The sequence below is a fragment of the Mycobacterium conspicuum genome (assembly GCF_010730195.1).
Classification (GTDB): Bacteria; Actinomycetota; Actinomycetes; order Mycobacteriales; family Mycobacteriaceae; genus Mycobacterium; species Mycobacterium conspicuum.
The window spans coordinates 5166132-5187288 of the sequence record NZ_AP022613.1; the positions used below are offsets into that span (position 1 = coordinate 5166132).

Consider the following 21157-nt stretch of genomic DNA (forward strand, 5'->3'; position numbering starts at 1 on the left):
CTTGCGTCTCTCGGCGGGGAGATAATGCCTTCTCAATCTTGATGGCGCATGCGATATCAATCCACCGGCCTAACCTGAGTCGGTGTACTTCGTCGGCGTCGACCTCGCCTGGGGTGTGCGCAATCCGACCGGTGTCGCGGTCGTCGACGCAGACGGCCGTTTGGGTCATGTCGGCGCCTTCCACGAAGACGGCGAGGTGCTCGCCGCCATGCGGCCATACGTACAGGACGCCTGCCTGGTCGCCTTCGATGCACCGTTGGTGGTGACCAACCGCACCGGCCAGCGACCCGCCGAGACGGCATTCAACCGCGACTTCCGCAGGTTCGAAGCCGGTGCGCACCCGGTCAACACGGGAAAACCCGAGTTCGCAAACGGTTCGCGGGCCGGGCGGTTGGCCCGCGCACTGGGGCTCGAGACGGACCCGCGGGCCACCGCGACGCGGCGCGCCATCGAGGTCTACCCCCATTCGGCGACGGTGGCGCTGTTCCGCTTGCCGCGCACGCTGAAGTACAAGGCCAAGCCCGGCCGCGACCTCGACCAGCTCAAATCCGAGCTGCTGCGGCTGATGGACGGCGTCGAGGGGCTGGCACACGCCCCGGTGCCGCTGCGGGTCGCCGGTCCGGAGTGGGCCGGGCTGCGCCGGCAGGTGCTGACCGCGCGGCGCAAGTGCGACCTGCGCCGCGTTGAGGATCCGATCGACGCCGTCGTCTGCGCCTACGTCGCCCTGTATGCCGTGCGCCGCCCGGACGACGTGACGATCTACGGAGACTCCGCCACCGGGTGCATCGTGACGCCGGCGCTGCCCGCCGATCTGGTGGCGTCGGTCAGATCCGCACCGGCCGCTGGTCGATCGGTGCGAGCACGTCGATCAAATCCACGACCGTCGAAAGCGCTGCCGTGAGGGGATCGCGCCCTTCGACCAGCGCGGAAACCACCGAACCGTCGACCGCACAGATCAGCGTGCACACCAGCTCGATGTGCACGGATCGGCCCGATTTCTCGATGGCTTCGGCGACGGCCTCGGCGCGCTGCCGCAGGCTGCGCCGCATGGTTTCTTGCAACGCGGGCAGCCGAGTACAGGCGATGTGACGCTCGTATCGCGATATCAGCTGTTCGGCCAGCCCCGGACCCGACACGTCCCCCACCAGCAAGTCGACCAGCATTTCCGCGGTGGTCTCGGGGCCCCGTCGCCGTCGAGACAGCGCGGTGACCCGCGCCCGTAGCTGAGCGATCTCGATCATCCCGATGTGCTCGACGGCCCGCGCGATCAAATCGTCGAGCGATGAGAAGTAGTACGTGGTTGATGCCAATGGCAGACCGGCGCGCCGGGCGACCGCCCGGTGACGCACCGCTTCGAATCCGCCCTCGCCGAGCAGCTCGGCGGCTGCGCTCACCAACGCATACCGTCGACGTTCTCCCTTGGGAGTAACTGCTGCAGTCACGGTTGATCATGCTGCCAGGCAAAGTGGTACTGCGATGCCATTTTCGCCAAACGCACATGGCATGATGGCCCGATGCCCGACTTTAGCCGTCGCGCAATGCTTCGCCTGGGTGCCGGCGTGGCCCTCGGCGCGACCGGCGGATACGCGTTCGACATGCTGATTCAGCCCCGCCAGTCGCAGGCCGTACCACTATCTGCGCCCGGGACACCGGCTCCGTTGGCACCACCGGCGCCGCTGGAACCCAACCCCCCTGCTGGTCCCGCGCCGACCATGACGACGGGCGCTTTCGCGTCGGCGGCGCGTGGCGGGATAACGACCAACTGGGCGATCGCGCGCCCGCCGGGCCAAATCAAGCCGCTGCGCCCGGTAATCGCGCTGCACGGAAAGGGCAGTGACGCGGCCACCGTGATGGCAGGCGGCGTCGAGCAGGGCCTGGCGCAGGCCGTCAACGCCGGATTGCCGCCGTTCGCGGTGGTCGCCGTCGACGGTGGCGGCAGCTACTGGCACAAGCGGGCATCAGGCGAGGATTCCGGTGCCATGGTGCTGAACGAACTGATCCCCATGCTGGACAAGCAGAACCTGGACACTTCGCGGATCGCGTTTTTGGGCTGGTCGATGGGCGGCTACGGGGCACTGCTGCTCGGCGGCCGGTTGGGGCCGGCCCGCACCGCGGCGATCTGCGCCGTGAGCCCGGCGCTGTGGCTGTCTTCCGGGGCCGCCGCGCCCGGCGCATTCGACGGGCCCGACGACTTCGCGGCCAACTCCGTATTCGGAATGCCGGCGCTGGCGTCCATCCCGATCCGGGTGGACTGCGGCGACAGCGATCCGTTCTACGACGCGACAAAGCAATTCATCGCTCAACTACCCAATCCGCCCGCGGGCGGCTTCTCCCCCGGCGGACACAACCCGGGATTCTGGAGCGCGCAACTGCCGGCCGAATTGACCTGGATGGCGCCGCTGCTGACCGCGTGAGTGATTGGCGCGTCGAGCGGAACCGCACTGCGAAAAAATTCGCCTGATTTCGCAGTGGCGTTACGCTCGCGAGAGTGAGTACGCCGTTCGATTGGAACTTTCGGTACGCCTGGCCGCGCAAACCCGTGTTGGCGGCCAACGTCGTGTGCACCTCGCAACCGCTTGCCGCCCAAGCGGGTCTGCGGATGCTCGCCGAAGGCGGGAGCGCCGTCGACGCGGCCATCGCCACCGCCGTCACGTTGACCTTGGTGGAACCGGTGTCCAACGGCATCGGCTCGGACGCCTTCGCCATCGTCTGGGACGGCCGAGAATTGCACGGCCTCAACGCGTCTGGCCGCTCGCCGGCCGCGTGGACACCAGAGTACTTCGGCGGCAGGGAAGTTCCCGCGCTCGGCTGGAACGCGGTGACTGTGCCCGGGGCGGTGTCGGCGTGGGTCGAATTGCACGCCAAGTTCGGCAAGCTCCCTTTTGCGCGGCTCTTCGAGCCCGCAATTTCCTATGGCCGCAAGGGCTTCCTGGTCTCGCCCACGGTCGCCGAGCAGTGGGCGGCGCAGGTGCCACTGTTCAAGGATCAGCCCGGCTTCGCCGAGGCGTTCATGCCCGGCGGCCGAGCGCCGAAACCGGGCGAATTGTTCGTTCTTCCCGATCACGCGGCCACCCTCGAGAAGATTGCGACGACCAACGGCAACGCGTTTTACCGCGGCGAATTGGCGGCCATGCTCGAGGAACACGCGACTGCCAACGGCGGGGCCATGCGTGCCGGCGATCTGGCCGCCCATCGCGCCGACTGGGTCGGCACCATCAGCCGAACCTACCGCGGCTACACCATCCACGAAATACCACCCAACGGCCAAGGGATCGTGGCCCTGATCGCCCTGGGAATCCTGGAACACTTCGATATGTCCGCGCTGCCAGCCGATTCCGCCGACAGCGTGCATCTACAGATCGAAGCCCTCAAGCTCGCCTTCGCCGACGCGCGAGCCTACGTGGCCGACATCGATCACATGGCGCTGCGACCAGAACACCTGCTGGACGACGAATATCTCACGTACCGCGCGAAGCTGATCGACCCGAACCGGGCAAAGCCGGCCACCGCCGGAACCCCCACGGGGGGCACCGTGTACCTCACCGCCGCCGACGCTTCCGGGATGATGGTGTCGATGATCCAGTCGAACTACATGGGATTCGGGTCGGGCGTGGTGGTCGGCGGCACCGGCATCTCGTTGCAGAACCGGGGCGCGGATTTCACGGTGACGCAAAGGCATCCGAACCAGGTCGGGCCCAACAAGCGGCCCTACCACACGATCATTCCGAGCTTTGTCACCAAGGACGGAGCGCCGGTTATGAGCTTCGGCGTGATGGGTGGCACCATGCAACCCCAGGGGCATGTCCAGGTGCTCGCGCGCATCGCCGATCACGGCCAGAATCCACAATCAGCATGTGACGGCCCGCGATTCCGGTGGGTGGACGGCCTGCAGGTCAGCTGCGAGAGGGGTTTCCCGTCATCGACGCTCGACGAACTCCGGCGCCGCGGTCACGACTTGGTGGCCGTGGACGACTACAACCAGTTCGGCAGCTGCCAGGCGATTTGGCGACTTGACGGCGGGTACCTCGCGGCGAGCGATCCGCGTCGCGACGGGCAGGCGGCGGGTTTTTAAAGGCTGATCTTTCCCTCGGCCGCCACCAAGCCGATATCGCTGCGGAAATGGCTGCCTGGCAATTTAATTGAACGCAAGATTTCGTAGACCTGCGCGCGTGCCGCGGGTAGGTCGGCGCCGGTGCCTACCACGGACAGCACCCGTCCGCCCGACGAGACGACCGAGCCGTCGTCGCGGCGGGCCGTCCCCGCGTGCAGCACGCCCTCGGCTTCGGAGCCGACGACGACGTCCCCGACGCGGGGGCGGCCCGGATAGTTCTCGGCCGCCAGCACCACGGTCACCGCGGCGCCGTCGCTCCAGCGCAACTCGCCGGAGTCGGCAATGAAGTCGGCCAGCGTGCCGGTGGCCGCGGCATGCAGTAACTGACCCAACGGCGACTCCAGCAGGGCCAGCACGGCCTGCGTCTCCGGATCGCCGAAGCGACAGTTGAATTCGACCACCGCCGGCCCCTTCGAGGTGATGGCGAGACCCACATAGAGCAACCCGCTGAAGGGGCTGCCCCGCCGAACCATTTCGGCCGCAACGGGTTCGGCCACCTGGGTCACGATCTGTCGGTAGACGTCGTCGGAGAGCCACGGCAGCGGTGCGTAAGCGCCCATGCCGCCGGTGTTGGGTCCGGTGTCGCCCTCGCCGACCCGCTTGAAGTCCTGAGCCGGCAACAGCGGCACCACGGTTTCGCCGTCGACGACACAGAACAGCGACACCTCGGGCCCGTCCAGGAAGGATTCCAGCAGCACCGGGTGCCCGGATTCGAGCAGACCGGCGGCGTGGGCCCGCGCGACGTCACGGTCGGCCGTCACCACCACGCCCTTGCCGGCGGCGAGTTGATCGTCTTTCACCACCCATGCCGGGTCGCCGGCGGGCGGCCCGAAACGCTCCAGGGCGGCATCCAAATTCGCTGGGTTGTCGATGATTTCGCTTGCGGCGGTACGCACGCCGGCGGCCGCCATGACCTCCTTGGCGAACGCCTTGGAACCCTCGATCTGCGCGGCGTCTTTGCTCGGCCCGAAACAGGCGATGCCGGCGGCGCGCACCGCGTCGGCCACCCCGAGCACCAGCGGCACCTCGGGACCGATGACCACCAGGTCGGCCCGAACCTCGCGGGCCAGGGCGACGACCGCGTCGCCGGAGGTGATGTCGACGTCGTGCTGCTCGGCGACCCGGGCCGTGCCCGCATTGCCGGGAGCGACGATGAGCCCCGTGACCTGCGGGTCTCTGCCAAGCGCCAGCAGCAGGGCGTGTTCACGGGCTCCGGAACCGATCACCAGGACGCGCACGACGGTCACTTTAGCGGGCCGGAGCGCCGCCGCACCTTACGGACGGCGCGCGGTCGGCACGCCTAGTCGGCGGACTTGCCCGCGTTCATCCTGATCGCGGCTTCGACGTTGGCCTTCTTGTCCTCGCCCTCGCCCTTGGCCGCGGCCTTCTTGCGCTTTGCCACGACGGCGCCGACCGCGCCGTTGAGGACAGAACCCAGCGGGAAGCCGAGGTAGTGCGTGAGGAAGATGGCCATCTCCTTCAGTTCGTCCTCGGTGAGTTCCCCGTTGAGCAGGGCCGCGTTGATCTGAATCTCGGCCAGGTCGCGGTTGCCGACCGCGGTCACCGCCGTCAGCGTCATGATCCGCTTGTCGCGCATCGATAAGCCCGGGCGGTTCCAGATGTCGCCGAACAGGTGGTCGACGGTGAGGTCGAAGTACGCGTCGCCCTCGATGTTGGGCATCTCCCAGCCGTAGACCTCGTTCATCTTCTGCAGGCCCTTGCGGCGCAGTTCGTCGTTGGACATGCTGGGTCACTCCTTCTCGTGTGGAACCCCGAGCCCATCGGCGAGGTTCTGCAATGCCAGCTGCGCCAGCGGCAGCTCGACGCCGACCGTTTCACCCAGCGCCAGCGCCAAATTCAGATCCTTTTCCCCGAGCCCCCGGGTGTGTGTGAAGGGCTGGAAGAGGAAGTGGTCCGGCTCCAGCGGGGCCATGTTCTCGCGGATCATGATGTTCCCGCCGCCCGTGGACGCCTCGGTGTGCCGCACCACCCGCCCCAGCGCCTGCAGATCCAGCCCTGCCGCCTCGGCCAATCGCATCGCCTCGCAGGCCGCCGCGTAGTAGGTGAACGTCAACATGTTGCGCGCCAGCTTCATTCGCGTGCCCGCGCCGGGCTCGCCGGCGTGGATGATCAGCGACGCCCACTGCTTGAACACCGGCTTGATCTGCTCGTACACTTCGCGCTCGGCGCCGATCATGGTGGCCAGTTCACCCTTCGCCGCGACCGCGGCCCCGCCGCTGACCGGCGCGTCGGCGATGTGGATGCCCTGCGGCTTGAGCGCCTCGGCCAGTTCGACGGCGGTGGTGTCGCTGATCGTCGAATGGATCGCGATGACGGTGCCCGGCTTGGCGTGCTGCGCCAACTGCCCGACGACGTCACGCACCTGTTCGTCGTTGAGCACGGTGACGCTGATGATGTCGGCCTCGGCGACCTCGGCCACGCTGGCCGCCGCGGTGGCCCCGCCCTCGACGAACGGGGCCATTGCCTCGTCGCGGATATCGAAAACCGTTAGCCCGCCGGGCCAGTCGAGGTAGCGCTTGGCCATCGGCGCGCCCTGGTTGCCGAGTCCGATGTAGCCCAGCTTCGGATGGTCGCTCATGATCGGATTATCTGCCCGCCGTCAACATTGAAGATCTGCCCGGTGATCCAGCGCGCCTCGTCGGACAGCAGGAACAGGCACATGCCCACCAGGTCCTCGGGCTGCCCCATGCGCGACAACGGAATTGCCTTGACCAGGTCGGCCACGATTTCCTGCGGCGTGGTGGTCCGGTTGGCCTCGGTGTCGATGGGGCCGGGCGCGATCGCGTTGATCCGGATGTTCTGGCCACCTAGCTCGCGCGAAAGCTGTTGAGTCAGACCGTTGATCCCGACCTTGGCCAGCCCGTAGAAGTTCGCGTAAAGCCATGCCGCGGTGGAGGATTGGTTGACGATCGCCCCGCCGCCTCGCTTGGCCATCTTCTTGTACACCGCGCGGGTGCACCACAGCGCGCCGTCGAGGTTCACGCTCATGAACTTCTTGTAGTACTCCGGATCGACGGTGATCAGGAAGTCCAGCTTCATGCCGCCAAAGATCGCCGCGTTGTTCACCAGGTAGTCGATGCCGCCGAACTCGGCCAGGGTGCGGTCGGCCATCTCCTTGGCCGACGCCGGATCGGACACGTCGACGGGCAGCGCCAGCGCCCGACCGCCCTCGCCGTTGATCCCGTCGGCCACCTTCTCGGCGCCCTGCAAATTGATGTCAGCGACGACGACGGCCGCGCCCTCACGGGCCAACGCCTCGGCGTAGGCCTGCCCGATGCCGCCACCCGACCCGGTGACGATGGCCACTTTGTTTTCGAATCGCATGCCGCTCCCCTAACTCGCCGCTGTAGCAATGGTTTTGACTTCCAGGTACTCCTCGAAGCCGGCCAGCCCCATCTCGCGGCCATTGCCGGATTGCTTGTAGCCGCCGAACGGCGCGTCGGCCGAATACCAGACGCCGCCGTTGACGTTGATGGTGCCCGCCCGGACCCGGGCGGCGACTCCGGCGGCCCGGTCGGGGTCGGCGCCAAAGACGGTGCCCGACAACCCGTATGGCGAGTCGTTGGCGATGCGGACGGCGTCGTCGTCGCCGTCGTAGGGGATCACGGTGAGCACCGGCCCGAAGATCTCCTCCTGCGCGACGCGGGCGTCATTGCCCAGGCCGGCGATCACGGTGGGCTCGATGAAGAAACCGACCTCGCGGTCCGCCGGGCGACCACCACCGCAGGCGAACGTGCCGCCCTCGGCGATCGCCGAGTCCAGGTAGCCCTGCACCCGTTCCCGCTGCCGCGCCGAAATCAGCGGCCCGCAGATGGTTTTCGCGTCGTTGGGGTCTCCAGGCTTGATTCCGCCCATGGTGGCGGCCGCGATGGAGACCGCTTCGTCGTAGCGTGCCCGCGGCACCAGCAGCCGGGTAGTGATCGCGCACCCCTGCCCGGCGTGCATGCACACCGAGAACCCCGCCACGCCGGCCGCACCGCCCAGGTCGGCGTCATCGAGCACGATGAAGGCCGACTTGCCGCCCAGCTCCAGGAAGACCTTCTTGATGGTGGCGGCCCCGTCGGCCATCACGCTGCGACCGGTGGCAGTGGAGCCGGTGAACGAAATCATGTCGACGCGAGGGTCTTTGGCCAGCATGGCGCCGACGGCGTGGTCGCTGGAGGTGACGATGTTGATCACGCCGGGCGGAAAATCGGTGTGCTCGGCGATGAGCTCCCCGAGCACCGCCGCACACCACGGCGTGTCGGGCGCGGGCTTCAGGACGACCGTGTTACCGGCGGCGAGCGCCGGGCCGATTTTGGCCAGGTTGATCTGATGCGGAAAGTTCCACGGGGTGATGGCGCCGACGACCCCGACCGCTTCCCGGGCGATGGTGCGCCGGGTGGGGATCCCCATCGGCGACGCGTCCCCGAGATCCTGGTTCCACACGTAGGACTCGGCCGTGTCGGCCGCGAAGGTCAGGTCGTTGACCGGGGCCTCCAGCTGGGCGATGGCCGTCAGCATCCGCGGCGCGCCCACCTCGGCGATGGTGATCTCGCGCAGCTCCTCGAGATGCTCCTTCATCGCATCGCGCAATTGGCGGACGCAGCGGACGCGCAGCTCGGTGTTGCGCGACCAGTCGGTCTCGTCGAAGGCACGCCGCGCGGCGTCGATGGCGCGGGACATGTCGCTGGCGTCGGCGTCTGCGGCGACGCCTAGCACCTCCTCGGTCGCCGGGTTGATCGTCGGGAAGGTGCCCGCGCTGCCCGGGCACGGTTTGCCGTCGATGAACAGTGCACTAACGCCGTCGGCGATCAACGCCATCTTCCCGCTCCCATCGAGTGGACACTTGTCCGGTATGGATTCTCCGAACCATAGCCTTCGTGGTATCCACGGTGCAAGAGGCCGCCCCCCGAAAGCCCCGCCTCGCGCGAATAAGCAGCGTCTTTATCGCACGGGCTTGCTTCGCATCCCGAATGCCTCTAGCTTGGACATGTGTCCAGCGATGCACTGGCCGTGTCCGGCTCCGAGGTCACCCCTCAGGCCACGCCGGCACGCAACCGCCGCCAGGAGGAAACCTTCCGCAAGGTGCTGGCGGCCGGCCTGGAGACGCTGCGCGAGAACTCCTACGCCGATTTGACGGTGCGCATGGTGGCGGCGCGCGCCAAAGTCGCCCCGGCCACCGCCTACACCTACTTCTCGTCGAAGAACCACCTGATCGCCGAGGTTTATCTCGACCTGGTCCGCCAGGTTCCCTACTTCACCGACGTCAACGACCCGATGCCCACCCGGGTGCAGAACGTGTTGCACCACCTGGCGCTGGTGGCCGCCGACGAGCCCGAGGTTGCTGCGGCTTGTACGACGGCGTTGCTGGGCGGCGGCGCCGACCCAGCGGTGCGTGCCGCGCGCGACCGGATCGGCTCGGAGATTCACCGACGCATCGCGTCTGCCATCGGCCCCGGCGCGGAGCCCGGGACGGTGTCGGCACTCGAGATGGCCTTCTTCGGCGCACTGGTACAGGCGGGCAGCGGCGAATACACCTATCGCAAGATCGCGGACCGGCTGGATGACGTGGTGCGCCTCATCCTGGCCGGGAGCGAAGCCGGGAGCACGGAATGACAGTTCACGTCGGCGGGCCCGAATTGGGGCTCGATCCCTACGACTACGACTTCCACGAGGATCCGTACCCGTATTACAAACGGCTGCGCGACGAGGCCCCGCTGTACCACAACGAGGAACTCGGCTTCTGGGCTCTCTCGCGGCACTCCGACGTGCATCAGGGCTTCCGCAACAGCGTCACCCTGTCCAACCGCGACGGCGTCTCACTCGACCCGGCGTCGCGGGGACCGCACGCCGCCAAGACCATGTCGTTCTTGGCGATGGACGATCCAGACCACCTGCGGCTGCGTACCTTGGTGTCAAAGGGGTTCACCCCCAGGAGGATTCGCGAGCTAGAACCGCGCGTGACCGAGATTGCGGTGCAGCACCTCGACACCATGTTGGAGAAGGCCAGCTCGGGTGGTTCGGAAACCGTCGACTACGTCGATGAGTTCGCTGGCAAGCTACCCATGGACGTCATCTCCGAGCTGATGGGGGTGCCGGAGCCGGACCGCGCCCAGGTGCGGGGCTGGGCCGACGCCGTGATGCACCGCGAGGACGGCGTCACCGACGTGCCGCCGGCGGCCGTCGAGGCGTCGATCAACCTGATCGTCTACTACCAGGGCATGATCGCCGAGCGCCGCAAGAAGGCCACCGAGGATCTCACCACCGCACTGCTGGAAGCCGAGATCGACGGCGACCGGCTTAACGACGAGGAAATCCTCGGGTTCATGTTCCTGATGGTGATCGCCGGCAACGAGACCACCACCAAACTCCTTGCCAATGCCGCATTCTGGGGCCACCAGAACCCCGACCAACTGACGCCCGTCTACGCCGACCTGTCCCAGGTGCCGTTGTGGGTCGAGGAGACGCTGCGCTACGACACATCCAGCCAGATCCTGGCGCGCACCGTGTCCGGCGAACTCACCCTCTACGACACCACCATCCCCGCAGGGGACATCCTGCTGCTGCTGCCGGGTTCGGCGCACCGCGACGAGCGGGTGTTCGACAACCCCGATGAATACCTGATTGGGCGCGAAATCGGGCCCAAGCTACTGAGTTTCGGCAGTGGCGCGCACTTCTGTCTGGGGGCCCATCTGGCCCGGATGGAAGCCCGGGTCGCGCTCACCGAACTGTTCAAGCGAATCCGCGGATATCGGGTCGACGAGGCCAACGCCGTCCGCGTCCACTCGAGTAATGTCCGCGGATTCGCTCACCTACCCATCACCGTGGAGGCCAGGTAGATGCCCCGCTTCGAGCCCCTTCCGGCCCGTCGGCCCGCGATCGTCGCGGGCGCGTCGTCGGGAATCGGCGAAGCCACCGCCATTGAGCTTGCGGCACATGGCTTTCCGGTGGCGCTGGGTGCCCGGCGTGTCGAGAAGTGCCAGGAGATCGCCGACAAGATCCGCGCCGACGGGGGTGAGGCGATTGCCCTGCACCTCGACGTCACCGACCCGCAGTCGGTCAAGGGTTTCGTGCATCAGGCCACCGAGCAGCTCGGCGACATCGAGGTCCTGGTTACCGGCGCGGGCGACACGTATTTCGGCAAGCTGCACGAAATCGACACCGACGCCTTCGAATCGCAACTCCAGATCCACCTGGTCGGGGCCAATCGACTGGCCACCGCGGTGCTTCCCGGGATGCTCAAGCGTCAGCGCGGCGACCTGATCTTCGTCGGTTCCGATGTCGCGCTGCGGCAACGCCCGCACATGGGCGCCTACGGCGCCGCCAAGGCCGGGCTGACCGCAATGGTCACCAACCTGCAGATGGAACTCGAAGGCACCGGCGTGCGCGCGTCGATCGTGCACCCGGGCCCGACGAAGACCGGCATGGGCTGGAGCCTGCCGGCCGAGCTGATCGGCCCGGCGCTGGAAGACTGGGCCAAGTGGGGCCAGGCGCGCCACGACTATTTCCTGCGCGCCGCCGATCTGGCCCGGGCCATCACGTTCGTCGCGGAGACGCCCCGGGGCGGCTTCGTGGTCAACATGGAGCTTCAGCCCGAAGCGCCGTTGGCCGACAACAAGGAACGTCAAAAGCTCGCACTCGGTGAAGAGGGGATGCCAGGACAGTGACTACCACAGCGATCGTGCCGCGGGTGTCCGGCGGCGAAGAAGAACACGGCCACCTCGAGGAGTTCCGCACCGACCCGATCGGGCTGATGCAGCGGGTCCGCGACGAGTGCGGTGATGTCGGGTGGTTCCAGCTGGCCGACAAGCACGTCACCCTGCTCTCCGGCGCTAAGGCGAACGAGTTCTTCTTCCGTTCGGCCGACGAGGATCTCGACCAGGCCGCGGCGTACCCGTTCATGGCGCCGATCTTCGGCAAGGGTGTGGTGTTCGACGCCAGCCCGGAGCGGCGCGCCGAGATGCTGCACAACACCGCACTACGTGGCGAGCACATGAAGGGTCATGCGACCACGATCGAGGCACAGGTCAGGGGGATGGTCGCCGACTGGGGCGACGAAGGCGAGATCGACCTGCTCGACTTTTTCGCCGAGTTGACCATCTACACCTCGACGGCCTGCCTGATCGGGGTGAAGTTTCGCAATCAGCTCGACTCCCGGTTCGCGCACTTCTACCACGAGTTGGAGCGTGGCACCGACCCTCTTTGCTACGTCGACCCATACCTGCCGATCGAGAGCTTTAGGCGCCGCGACGAGGCGCGGGTGGGCCTGGTGGCGCTGGTGCAGGAGATCATGCATCAGCGAATGGCCAACCCGCCCAAGGACAAAGCCGACCGCGACATGCTTGACGTGCTGGTGTCGATCAAGGACGAGGAGGGCAATCCGCGGTTCACTGCCGACGAGATCACCGGGATGTTCATCTCGCTGATGTTCGCCGGGCACCACACCAGTTCGGGCACCTCGGCGTGGACGTTGATCGAGCTGATCCGCCACCCGGAGATCTACGCCGAAGTCGTCAAGGAGCTCGACGAGCTGTACGCCGACGGGCAGGAGGTGAGTTTCCATGCGCTGCGCCAGATTCCGAAGTTGGACAACGTGGTCAAGGAGACGCTGCGCCTGCACCCGCCGCTGATCATCCTGATGCGGGTGGCCCGAGGCGAGTTCGAGGTCGAGGGATTCCCGATCCACGACGGCGACTTCGTCGCCGCCTCGCCGGCGATCTCGAACCGGATCCCCGAAGACTTCCCCGATCCCGACGCCTTCAACCCGGACCGTTACAACAAGCCCGAGCAGGCCGACGTCGTCAACCGGTGGACCTGGATTCCCTTCGGCGCCGGCCGGCACCGGTGCGTCGGTGCGGCGTTCGCCCAGATGCAGATCAAGGCGATCTTCTCGGTCCTGTTGCGCGAGTACGAGTTCGAGATGGCGCAGCCCGCCGACAGCTACCACAACGACCACTCCAAGATGGTCGTTCAGCTCGCCCGGCCGGCGAAGGCCCGCTACCGGAAACGCGGCGCGTAAGGAGCAGGGCTGATGGGCTCATTCCGAATCGAGGCGGACCTTGATCTGTGCCAGGGCCACGCCATGTGCGAGCTCGAGGCACCGGACTACTTTCGCGTACCCAATCGGGGCAAGGTCGAGATCCTCGACTCCGAGCCGCCGGAAGACGCCCGCGACGAGATCGAGCGGGCCGTCGAAATGTGCCCTACCCGAGCACTATTCATCAAAGAGAAAGAGGGCTAAGACGATGTCATCCAGGGCGTCTTTTCAACGCGCCGAACTCGACGAGTGGGTGCAGAAGTGGCTGCAGGCCAACAAGGACTGCGAGAAGGCGGGCGATTGGCGGCCGCTGGCCGACTTCTACACCGCCGACGCCACCTACGGCTGGAACATCGGGCCCAAGGAGGACGTGATGTGCGTGGGCATCGACGAGATCCGCGACATCGCGTTGGGCCTCGAGATGGAGGGCCTGGAGAACTGGGTCTACGAGTACCAGAAGGTGCTCGTCGATGAGAAACAGGGCGAGATCGTCGGGTTCTGGAAGCAGATCGTCAACAAGGCCGACGGCACCCGCGACGAGATCTACGGCATCGGCGGCAGCTGGTTCCGGCTGACCGACGTCGACGGGTCGCTACTGATCGAGTGGCAGCGCGACTTCTTCGACTTCGGTCACGTGGCCAAGATGTTCGGCAAGCTGATCGAGTCTGGCGACCTCAGCGAGGGCATGCAGCGGCGGATCGAGCGCAGCGTGGCGGGAGAGAAGCTGCCCGGCTACTACCCGCTCGGGCAGGCTCCGTCGCCGATCTGGTGACTAGACCAACGGCGCCAACCGGTTGGTGGGGCCCCGCTTGTCTTGAGCCTGGTGATGCAGGTCATAATGGTCTGCGAATGAGAACACGTTCTAATTGCCATCCGGCCTCGGCCGGCCCCTTTCACCGACCCTCGGGGTCAGGGGATGCTAGTGGAGGTCCTTCATGAAGACAAAAGGCGCGCTGATCTGGGAATTCAACCAGCCATGGTCGATCGAGGAAATCGAGATCGGCGACCCGGCCAAGGACGAAGTCAAGATCCAGATGGAAGCGTCCGGGATGTGCCACTCGGATCACCATCTAGTTACCGGTGGCATCCCGATGGCCGGCTTCCCGGTCCTGGGCGGCCACGAGGGTGCGGGCATCGTCACCGAGGTCGGCCCCGGCGTGGAGGACCTCGAACCGGGCGACCACGTGGTGCTGTCGTTCATCCCGTCCTGCGGGACGTGTCCAACCTGTCAGGCCGGCATGCGCAACCTGTGCGACCTCGGCGCGGGGCTGCTGGGCGGGCAGGCGGTCAGTGACGGCACCTTCCGCATCCAGGCCCGCGGCCAGAACGTGTACCCCATGACGCTGCTGGGGACGTTCTCGCCGTACATGGTGGTGCACCGCGCCTCGGTGGTGAAGATCGACCCGTCCATCCCGTTCGAGGTCGCCGCGCTGGTCGGCTGCGGCGTCACCACGGGCTACGGCTCGGCGGTCCGCACCGCCGACATCCGGCCCGGCCAGGACGTCGCGATCGTCGGCGTCGGCGGCGTCGGCATGGCCGCCCTGCAGGGCGCGGTGAACGCCGGCGCGCGCTACATCTTCGCGATCGACCCGGTGGAGTGGAAGCGCGATCAGGCCCTCAAGTTCGGCGCCACCCACGTCTACCCCGACATCGAGGCCGCGCTGCTGGGCATCATGGAGGTCACCTACGGCCTGATGGCGCACAAGGTCGTCGTCACGGTCGGCGAGCTGCACGGCTCCGACATCGACAACTACCTGAACATCACCCAAAAGGGCGGCACCTGCGTGGTCACCGCCATCGGCAGCCTGCTGGACACCAACGTGAACCTGAACCTGGCGATGCTGACCCTGATGCAGAAGAACCTGCAGGGCACCATCTTCGGCGGCGGCAACCCACAGTTCGACATCCCGCAGCTGCTGTCGATGTACAAGGCCGGCAAGCTGAACCTGGACGACATGGTCACCACCCAGTACCGCCTCGAGCAGATCAACGAGGGCTACCAGGACATGCTGGACGGCAAGAACATTCGCGGCGTCATCCGCTACACGGACGCGGACCGGTAACCAGACCGGTCCTGAGTGGCCGCCTTTTCGCACCTGTTGGCGCCGGGGCGCATCGGCGCCATGACGCTGCGCAACCGGCTGGTCATGTCTCCGATGGAGACGATGTACGGCACGCCCGACGGCCTGCCGTCGGAACGCACGCGTGATTATTTCGCCGCCCGCGCCAAGGGCGGCGTTGGCCTGATCACGTTGGGTGCCACCGGAATCGACCATCGGCACCCCGAGACTCCCGGTGGCCTGCATCTGGGCACCGACGCCGCCGTCAACGCGCATCGCGCACTGGCGGAGGCGGTGCACGAACACGGCGCCAAGATTCAGCCGCAGCTCGTGCACGCCGGGCCGGACGGCCTCGGTCCGGAGCTGTTCGGCGTCGATTCCATTGGGCCGTCGGTCATTCCGTCCTATCTCACCGGCCGCCCGTCAACCGAGATCACCAAGCAGCAACTGGCCGAGGTGTTCGACCTGTTCAAGGCCGCGGCGCGGCGTGCGGCAGAGGCCGGGTACGACGGCATCGAGTTGCACGCGGCGCACGGCTATATGCTGCTGGGTTCCTTTCTTGCGCCGCAACGCAATCGCCGCACCGACGACTACTCTGGCCAGTCGGCACGCGGCCGGGTGCGGGTGGTGCTGGAGACACTGGCCGCGATCCGGTCCGAGATCGGTGACGCGCTGCCGATAACGCTGCGCATCTCCGGGTACGAACGGGTGGCCGGTGGTCGGCCGATCTACGAAACAGCGCGGATGGCACCCGAACTGGTCGCCGCCGGCGTCGACGCATTCCATGTCAGCGGAGGCGTGATCGACCGCCTGGTCACCGGGATGGTGAACGCCGCCGACGACGGCGACGAACTCAACGTCGGTGCCGCGGCGGCGGTGAAACAGGTCGTCGACGTGCCGGTGATCGCGGTCGGCCGGATCCACGATCCCGCGCGGGCGGAGCAGATCCTGGCTGACGGACGCGCCGATTTCGTCGCCATGGGGCGACCCCTGCTGGCCGACCCCGAGCTGGCGCGCAAGCTGCAGTCCGGGCAGGCGCACCGGGTGCGCAAATGCATCTCCTGCGAAAACTGCATCGACGCAATGGAACAACGATTCTCGGTGGACTGCGCGGTCAATCCCCGCACCGGCAAGGAGCGAGAGTTAGCCGCGCCGCGCGCCGGGCGCGCCAAACGGGTGCTGGTCATCGGCGGCGGCCCGGCCGGGCTGGAGGCGGCCCGCGTCGCGGCCGAACGGGGGCACCGCGTCACGCTTTTCGAGCGCGCCGGCCAACTCGGCGGCGCCCTGCGCTGGGCGTGCGTTCTGCATCCGGAGAACCAGCCGTTCCTGCGTTACCTGCGCGATGAGATCCGCACCAGCACCGTGAAAGTGGAACTGCGTCAGACTGTTTCGGTCCGCGACGTGGTGCGCACGGCTCCCGACGCGGTGGTGGTGGCCACCGGGGGCCGTGTCGCGGTACCAGCAATAGCGGGCGCCGACCTGCCGCACGTGCTGACCGGGCCGGGCTTGCGCGAATTGCTGGGCGGGCACGCCGATTCCGCCGATCCGGCGTGGCAGCGCCTGGGGGCTCGGATGCTCGGCGGCTGGCGGCAGCGGCTGATGCGCCCGGCCGCGGTTCGGCTGGCCACCCGCGCCTGGATGCCGTTCGGCCGGCGAGTCACGATCATCGGCGCTGACCTGGTGGCCCTCGAGCTTGCCGAGTTTGTCGCCAGCCGCGGCCGGTTGGTGTCGATACTCGAGTCCGGCAAGGACATCGCTCCGGAAGTGGGCAACAAGCGCAAGACCGAACACATGGATCGGCTCGATCGCCTCGGTGTCACCGTCCACGTCCGCGCCGCCGTGGAGCGCATCACCAGCGACGGTGTGGTTTTCACACCCGCCGGCGGGACGCGCCGGCAGCTGCCCAGCGACAGCGTCGTGCTGGCCGGAACGGTCGAAGCGGACACCGGATTGTTCGACGATCTGGTCGCCGCCCTGCCCGATGCCGCCGTGCACGCCGCCGGAGACTGCAGCGGCCTCGGCCTGATCCGCAAAGCCACCGAAGAGGGTGCCCGCGCCGCATGTTCCATCTAGCGAAGGAGAAACAGCAATGACCCAAACAGTGCAAACCCCCGCATTGACCGCGTCGCAGGCGTCGTGGCGCTGCGTGCAGGCCCACGATCGCGAGGGGTGGCTGGCGCTGATGGCCGACGACGTCGTCGTCGAAGACCCCATCGGCAAGTCGGTGACCAACCCCGATGGCACCGGCGTCAAGGGCAAGGACGGCGTCGCCGCCTTCTACGACAACAACATCGCGGCCAACCAGTTGACCATCACATGCGAGGAGACGTTCCCGTCCAGCTCACCCGACGAGGTCGCGCATATCTTGGTGCTGCGCAGCAAATTTGAGGGCGGCGTCACCAGTGAGGTGCGCGGTGTGTTCACCTACCGCGTCAACGAAGCCGGCTTGATCGCCAGCATGCGCGGGTACTGGAACCTGGACATGATGAAATTCGGCCAGGAAGAGTGAGCCTAGTTCAGGCCCAACCCGATACGCCCGATCCCGGTGATGTTGCCCTGCATGATTTTGTTGTCCATCAGGACCATGGTCGGAATTTCTATCGGATCGCTGAGAATGGTGGCCGATTTCGGCTGCTGAATGATGAGTCCCCCCGAGTTCGGATCGACGACGGCGTAGGCGAACAGGTCAAGCGGTGTCGTCCTGTCGGCTCCGATGCGAGTGATGGTGTAGATCAGGCTGTCCGCGGTGGACAGGTGTGGTAGCGCCGCGCTGCGAACCTTGTTCTCCCACACCGTGTGACAGCCTGGATTATCCAGGTCGACTCGGGTCATCCCACCGACGAACGGCGCGGTCGGCGGCATCGCCGGCGGAGCGCCCGCCGGGACGGTCGGGTAGGGATATCCGTAGGTGCTGGTGACGAACACCGATCGGCCGATCCCAATCGGTGCGTTCTCACTGCCCGGCCCGCCTTCGGTCAAAACCGTTTGCTGACAAGCGAGTTGGCCCGTGCCGGACCGGAACATCAGCACATGCACCTGCGGGCTGGCGTTGTCGACGATGGTCAGGTAATCCGCCCCGGTGGTGGGACCGAAATACACGGGCGTGGACCCGGTCCCCCAGCTCAGTTGCCCTGGCTTGCGGCCGGGCCCGCGATCATAGGGTGCGCGCCAAAGGATTTGCGGATTTCCGGCACCGTCGAGGTTCAGCTCGTAGAGGGCGAAGGTGGTCGCGACCGCGACCCGGCCGCTCGGCGCCGACGAAATGCTGTTGGCCACTTGCTCACCCGCGGGTAGCTGCAGGCTGGTCACGCCGCCGCCCAGCTTGGCCACTCCCACCACGCCGTCGCCGGTGGCGAACCAGACATTGCCGGCATAGTCGGGGACCAGGCCGACGGAGCCGTCGCCGGCCGGGATCAGGCTGGACACGTCGGTGGATTCGGTGACGGTCAGCTTCCAGCTGCCCAGCGCACCATCGCGGGCATGGGCCACGCGCAGCAGATGGTTGTTGCCGTCGATCATCACCACCCGGTTCTCGTTGTCCAGGTAGGCATAGACGCCGCCGAGCAGGGTGCCCTTGGCGACTTTCAGGCTGGCCAGCGGCACGACGCGCGGGATGACACCGCCGGGATCGATCAAATAGATGGTCGGGATTTGTCTGAGGTCGCTGGTGCACAGCGCCAGCACCAAACCGTCGGTGCCCTGCATGATCGTCGGGCACGCCGCCAGCAGCGGGTACCCGAACACGGCCGTCGGCAGGTTGGTGCCCGGCCCGGGAAGGGGACCGGCGTCCGAGGATTCGGCGTCGTTGTGCAAGGACGCCAGGCCCTGCGGCGCCATGAACGGGTTGGGCGGCGCCAGCGGCCCCCACATCGCCGCTGCGGTGGCGGGCGAAGGGGGAAGAAAAAGAACAGTAGCGGCGCAGGCCGTGAGCACAGCCAACACCGCCGCAGCTAAGCGCACGCAGGGGATTTTCCCGGTCGTGCAGTACGAGCGAGCAACGACACGTTAACGATTCGGCGCCGAGATTGCCGTGGCGGTCGTGCACTTGACGACAACCACAGCCATGACGGCAATTTCGATCACCCTATGCTGGGGGCCATGGCGTCGATCTTCACCAAGATCATCAACCGTGAACTCCCCGGCCGTTTCGTCTACGAGGACGACGACATCGTCGCGTTCCTGACGATTGAGCCGATGACACAGGGCCACACGCTGGTGGTGCCGCGCGCCGAGATCGATCAGTGGCAGGGCGTGGAACCCGCGGTGTTCAACCGCATCATGGAAGTGAGCCAGCTGATCGGTAAGGCGGTGTGCAAAGCGTTCCGGGCCGAGCGCGCCGGGTTGATCATCGCCGGGCTGGAAGTGCCCCACCTGCACGTGCATGTGTTCCCGGCCCGCAACCTGAGCGACTTCGGGTTCGCCAACGTCGACCGCAACCCGTCCGCCGAGTCGCTGGACCAAGCGCAGGCCAAGATCAAGGCGGCGCTGGCTCAGCTGACCTGAACGGGCTCCGCCGCCGGCATTTCGCTGACCCGCGGCAGGGTGACCCGGAAGCAGCAACCCTCACCCGGTGCGGTGGTCACGCTGACCCGGCCGCCGTGGGCGTGGACCAAGGAGTTGACGATCGACAGCCCGAGTCCGGTGCCGCCGCTGGCCCGCGCCCGCGACGAGTCGGTGCGATAGAACCGCTCGAACACGCGCGACGCATCCTCCTGACTCATGCCCGGACCCTTGTCGACCACTTCGATCACCGCGTCGTCGCCATCGGTGCCGACCCGCACGATGACGTCGGCGCTGGTTGGCGTGTGCTGCAACGCATTCACGACGAGGTTGCTCAGCACCTGGCGCATGCGGGGTTCGTCACCGACCACCTCCGGGGTGCCGGGCCCGTCGAGCACCTCCATGGTGATCGTGCGCTTGGGATCGATCGCCTGGGCGTCGTGCACGGCGTCGCTGGCCAGCGCCAGCAAGTCCAGGCGATGCTGTTCGAGCGGCCGCTGCACGTCGAGCCGGGCCAGCAGCAGCAAGTCGTCCACCAACAAGCCCATCCGGCTCGCTTCACTCTCGATGCGCGACAGCAGCATGGCGACGTCGCGGGCAGCGCCCTGGCGATACAACTCGGCGAATCCGCGAATGGTGGTCAGCGGTGTGCGCAGTTCGTGGCTGGCGTCGGTGATGAACCGCCGCATCCGGTCCTCGGAACCGCGGGCAGTCTCCGCCGACGACTCCGAAGCCGCCACGGCTTGCTGGATCTGGGCAAGCATTCCGTTGAGCGCCAAGGAAAGTCGGCCCACCTCGGTGCGTGGGTCGCGTTCCGGCACCCGGCGATCCAACTGACCAGATGCGATCGCCGCGGCGGTTTGCTCGACCTCGGACAGCGGGCGCAGGCTGCGCTGCACCACGGCAAAGCTGACGATCCCAACGACAACCAGCACCGCCACACCGATGCCGAATTGCAGCCAGACCAGAGACCGCACCGTGTGCTGAACATCAGATAGGTCGATGGCCACCGTGGTCAGGCCGTGCGGCCCCCGCACGGACACCGCCCGCCACAGAATGTCGGAGCCGTTGACCGACGGCAGCGTCACCGGATTGGGGCCGACGTCGTTGTCGCGCGGTAGGGCCGGCTCGGCGTTGCGGTCGTTGATGGCGGTGAAGGTACTGCCATCGGAGCCGATGCCGCGCACGTAGAACTTCGACGGCGGGCGGCCCGGGTCCGGGCCCACATAGGGCGGCGCCGATTGCCGCCGCGGCGCCTGCGCCCAGCTGTGGGATGCCTCGAGCAGGTTCGTATCGATGCGGCTGATCAGGCTGTGCCGCAGGATCGAGGTGACCGCGATCCCGGAGGCGGCCAGGCCGCAGGTCACCAGCAGCAACATGGCGGCCACCAGGCCGATCCGCATCGGCAATCCGCGTGGAGGATTTCTGGCCATACCCGTAGTCTTC

At 67.0% G+C, this 21157-nt stretch carries 21 protein-coding genes; 13 read left to right on the plus strand and 8 right to left on the minus strand.

Features of this window, described 5'->3' with window-relative positions; translation table 11 throughout:
• The first annotated feature begins 82 nt into the window (after window positions 1-82).
• Window positions 83-901: a DUF429 domain-containing protein gene (locus G6N66_RS23655; RefSeq protein WP_085234724.1), complete on the plus strand. Its 819-nt coding sequence runs from the start codon at window positions 83-85 to the stop codon at window positions 899-901.
• On the opposite strand, the gene G6N66_RS23660 is transcribed toward G6N66_RS23655, so the two are convergent.
• On the minus strand, window positions 825-1442 hold the full coding sequence (locus G6N66_RS23660) for a TetR/AcrR family transcriptional regulator (protein ID WP_085234725.1): 618 nt from the start codon (window positions 1440-1442) through the stop codon (window positions 825-827). The genes G6N66_RS23655 and G6N66_RS23660 overlap by 77 nt on opposite strands.
• A 72-nt stretch (window positions 1443-1514) precedes the next feature.
• On the opposite strand from G6N66_RS23660, the gene G6N66_RS23665 reads away from it, so the two are divergent.
• Both G6N66_RS23665 and G6N66_RS23670 read left to right on the plus strand, forming a co-directional pair.
• Window positions 1515-2414 carry an alpha/beta hydrolase-fold protein gene (locus tag G6N66_RS23665; RefSeq protein ID WP_085234726.1) on the plus strand — a complete coding sequence of 300 codons (900 nt, stop codon included), beginning with the start codon at window positions 1515-1517 and terminating at the stop codon, window positions 2412-2414.
• 74 nt (window positions 2415-2488) lie between these two features.
• Window positions 2489-4072, plus strand: a complete 1584-nt coding sequence (locus G6N66_RS23670) for a gamma-glutamyltransferase family protein (RefSeq protein ID WP_085234727.1) — start codon at window positions 2489-2491, stop codon at window positions 4070-4072.
• On the opposite strand, the gene purD is transcribed toward G6N66_RS23670, so the two are convergent.
• The 5 genes from purD to G6N66_RS23695 all read right to left on the minus strand — a co-directional run bounded on the left by purD (window position 4069) and on the right by G6N66_RS23695 (window position 8935).
• Window positions 4069-5349: a phosphoribosylamine--glycine ligase gene (gene purD / locus G6N66_RS23675; RefSeq protein ID WP_085234854.1), complete on the minus strand. Its 1281-nt coding sequence runs from the start codon at window positions 5347-5349 to the stop codon at window positions 4069-4071. The two genes, G6N66_RS23670 and purD, sit on opposite strands and share 4 nt — an antisense overlap.
• Before the next feature lie 62 nt (window positions 5350-5411).
• Window positions 5412-5855 carry a carboxymuconolactone decarboxylase family protein gene (locus tag G6N66_RS23680; protein ID WP_085234728.1) on the minus strand — a complete coding sequence of 148 codons (444 nt, stop codon included), beginning with the start codon at window positions 5853-5855 and terminating at the stop codon, window positions 5412-5414.
• A 6-nt stretch (window positions 5856-5861) separates the two neighbouring features.
• The gene (locus G6N66_RS23685; RefSeq protein WP_085234729.1) at window positions 5862-6710 is read right to left on the minus strand and encodes an NAD(P)-dependent oxidoreductase; all 849 of its coding nucleotides are present in this window, start codon (window positions 6708-6710) and stop codon (window positions 5862-5864) included.
• A complete protein-coding gene (locus G6N66_RS23690) occupies window positions 6707-7456 on the minus strand; it encodes an SDR family oxidoreductase (protein ID WP_085234730.1) in 750 nt (249 codons plus the stop codon). Before G6N66_RS23690 ends, G6N66_RS23685 begins: the two co-directional genes overlap by 4 nt.
• A 9-nt stretch (window positions 7457-7465) precedes the next feature.
• Window positions 7466-8935, minus strand: a complete 1470-nt coding sequence (locus G6N66_RS23695) for an aldehyde dehydrogenase (protein WP_085234731.1) — start codon at window positions 8933-8935, stop codon at window positions 7466-7468.
• Between the two features lie 171 nt (window positions 8936-9106).
• Between G6N66_RS23695 and G6N66_RS23700 the strand changes: the two genes are divergently transcribed.
• The 9 genes from G6N66_RS23700 to G6N66_RS23740 all read left to right on the plus strand — a co-directional run bounded on the left by G6N66_RS23700 (window position 9107) and on the right by G6N66_RS23740 (window position 17720).
• A complete protein-coding gene (locus tag G6N66_RS23700) occupies window positions 9107-9730 on the plus strand; it encodes a TetR/AcrR family transcriptional regulator (RefSeq protein WP_085234732.1) in 624 nt (207 codons plus the stop codon).
• The gene (locus G6N66_RS23705) at window positions 9727-10953 is read left to right on the plus strand and encodes a cytochrome P450 (protein ID WP_085234733.1); all 1227 of its coding nucleotides are present in this window, start codon (window positions 9727-9729) and stop codon (window positions 10951-10953) included. Before G6N66_RS23700 ends, G6N66_RS23705 begins: the two co-directional genes overlap by 4 nt.
• Window positions 10954-11781, plus strand: coding sequence for an SDR family oxidoreductase (locus G6N66_RS23710; protein WP_085234734.1), 828 nt, complete (start codon window positions 10954-10956; stop codon window positions 11779-11781).
• Window positions 11778-13133: a cytochrome P450 gene (locus tag G6N66_RS23715; RefSeq protein ID WP_085234735.1), complete on the plus strand. Its 1356-nt coding sequence runs from the start codon at window positions 11778-11780 to the stop codon at window positions 13131-13133. Before G6N66_RS23710 ends, G6N66_RS23715 begins: the two co-directional genes overlap by 4 nt.
• Before the next feature lie 12 nt (window positions 13134-13145).
• Complete coding sequence (locus G6N66_RS23720) at window positions 13146-13355, plus strand: ferredoxin (RefSeq protein ID WP_085234736.1); 210 nt, start codon at window positions 13146-13148, stop codon at window positions 13353-13355.
• Window positions 13356-13359: 4 nt separating this feature from the next.
• Entirely contained in the window at window positions 13360-13923 is a 564-nt protein-coding gene (locus G6N66_RS23725; RefSeq protein WP_085234737.1) for a nuclear transport factor 2-like protein, read from the plus strand.
• Between the two features lie 163 nt (window positions 13924-14086).
• Window positions 14087-15214, plus strand: a complete 1128-nt coding sequence (locus G6N66_RS23730; RefSeq protein WP_085234738.1) for an NDMA-dependent alcohol dehydrogenase — start codon at window positions 14087-14089, stop codon at window positions 15212-15214.
• Window positions 15215-15229: 15 nt separating this feature from the next.
• The gene (locus G6N66_RS23735; RefSeq protein ID WP_085234739.1) at window positions 15230-17284 is read left to right on the plus strand and encodes an oxidoreductase; all 2055 of its coding nucleotides are present in this window, start codon (window positions 15230-15232) and stop codon (window positions 17282-17284) included.
• A 16-nt stretch (window positions 17285-17300) separates the two neighbouring features.
• Window positions 17301-17720: a ketosteroid isomerase family protein gene (locus tag G6N66_RS23740; protein ID WP_085234740.1), complete on the plus strand. Its 420-nt coding sequence runs from the start codon at window positions 17301-17303 to the stop codon at window positions 17718-17720.
• A 2-nt stretch (window positions 17721-17722) separates the two neighbouring features.
• Here G6N66_RS23740 and G6N66_RS23745 read toward each other — a convergent pair whose 3' ends face one another.
• Window positions 17723-19171: a hypothetical protein gene (locus tag G6N66_RS23745; RefSeq protein WP_085234741.1), complete on the minus strand. Its 1449-nt coding sequence runs from the start codon at window positions 19169-19171 to the stop codon at window positions 17723-17725.
• Window positions 19172-19309: 138 nt separating this feature from the next.
• On the opposite strand from G6N66_RS23745, the gene G6N66_RS23750 reads away from it, so the two are divergent.
• Window positions 19310-19714 (plus strand): HIT family protein, encoded by a 405-nt coding sequence (locus tag G6N66_RS23750; protein WP_085234855.1) that lies wholly within the window; start codon window positions 19310-19312, stop codon window positions 19712-19714.
• On the opposite strand, the gene G6N66_RS23755 is transcribed toward G6N66_RS23750, so the two are convergent.
• Window positions 19702-21144 carry a sensor histidine kinase gene (locus G6N66_RS23755; protein ID WP_085234742.1) on the minus strand — a complete coding sequence of 481 codons (1443 nt, stop codon included), beginning with the start codon at window positions 21142-21144 and terminating at the stop codon, window positions 19702-19704. The genes G6N66_RS23750 and G6N66_RS23755 overlap by 13 nt on opposite strands.
• Between the last annotated feature and the right edge of the window lie 13 nt (window positions 21145-21157).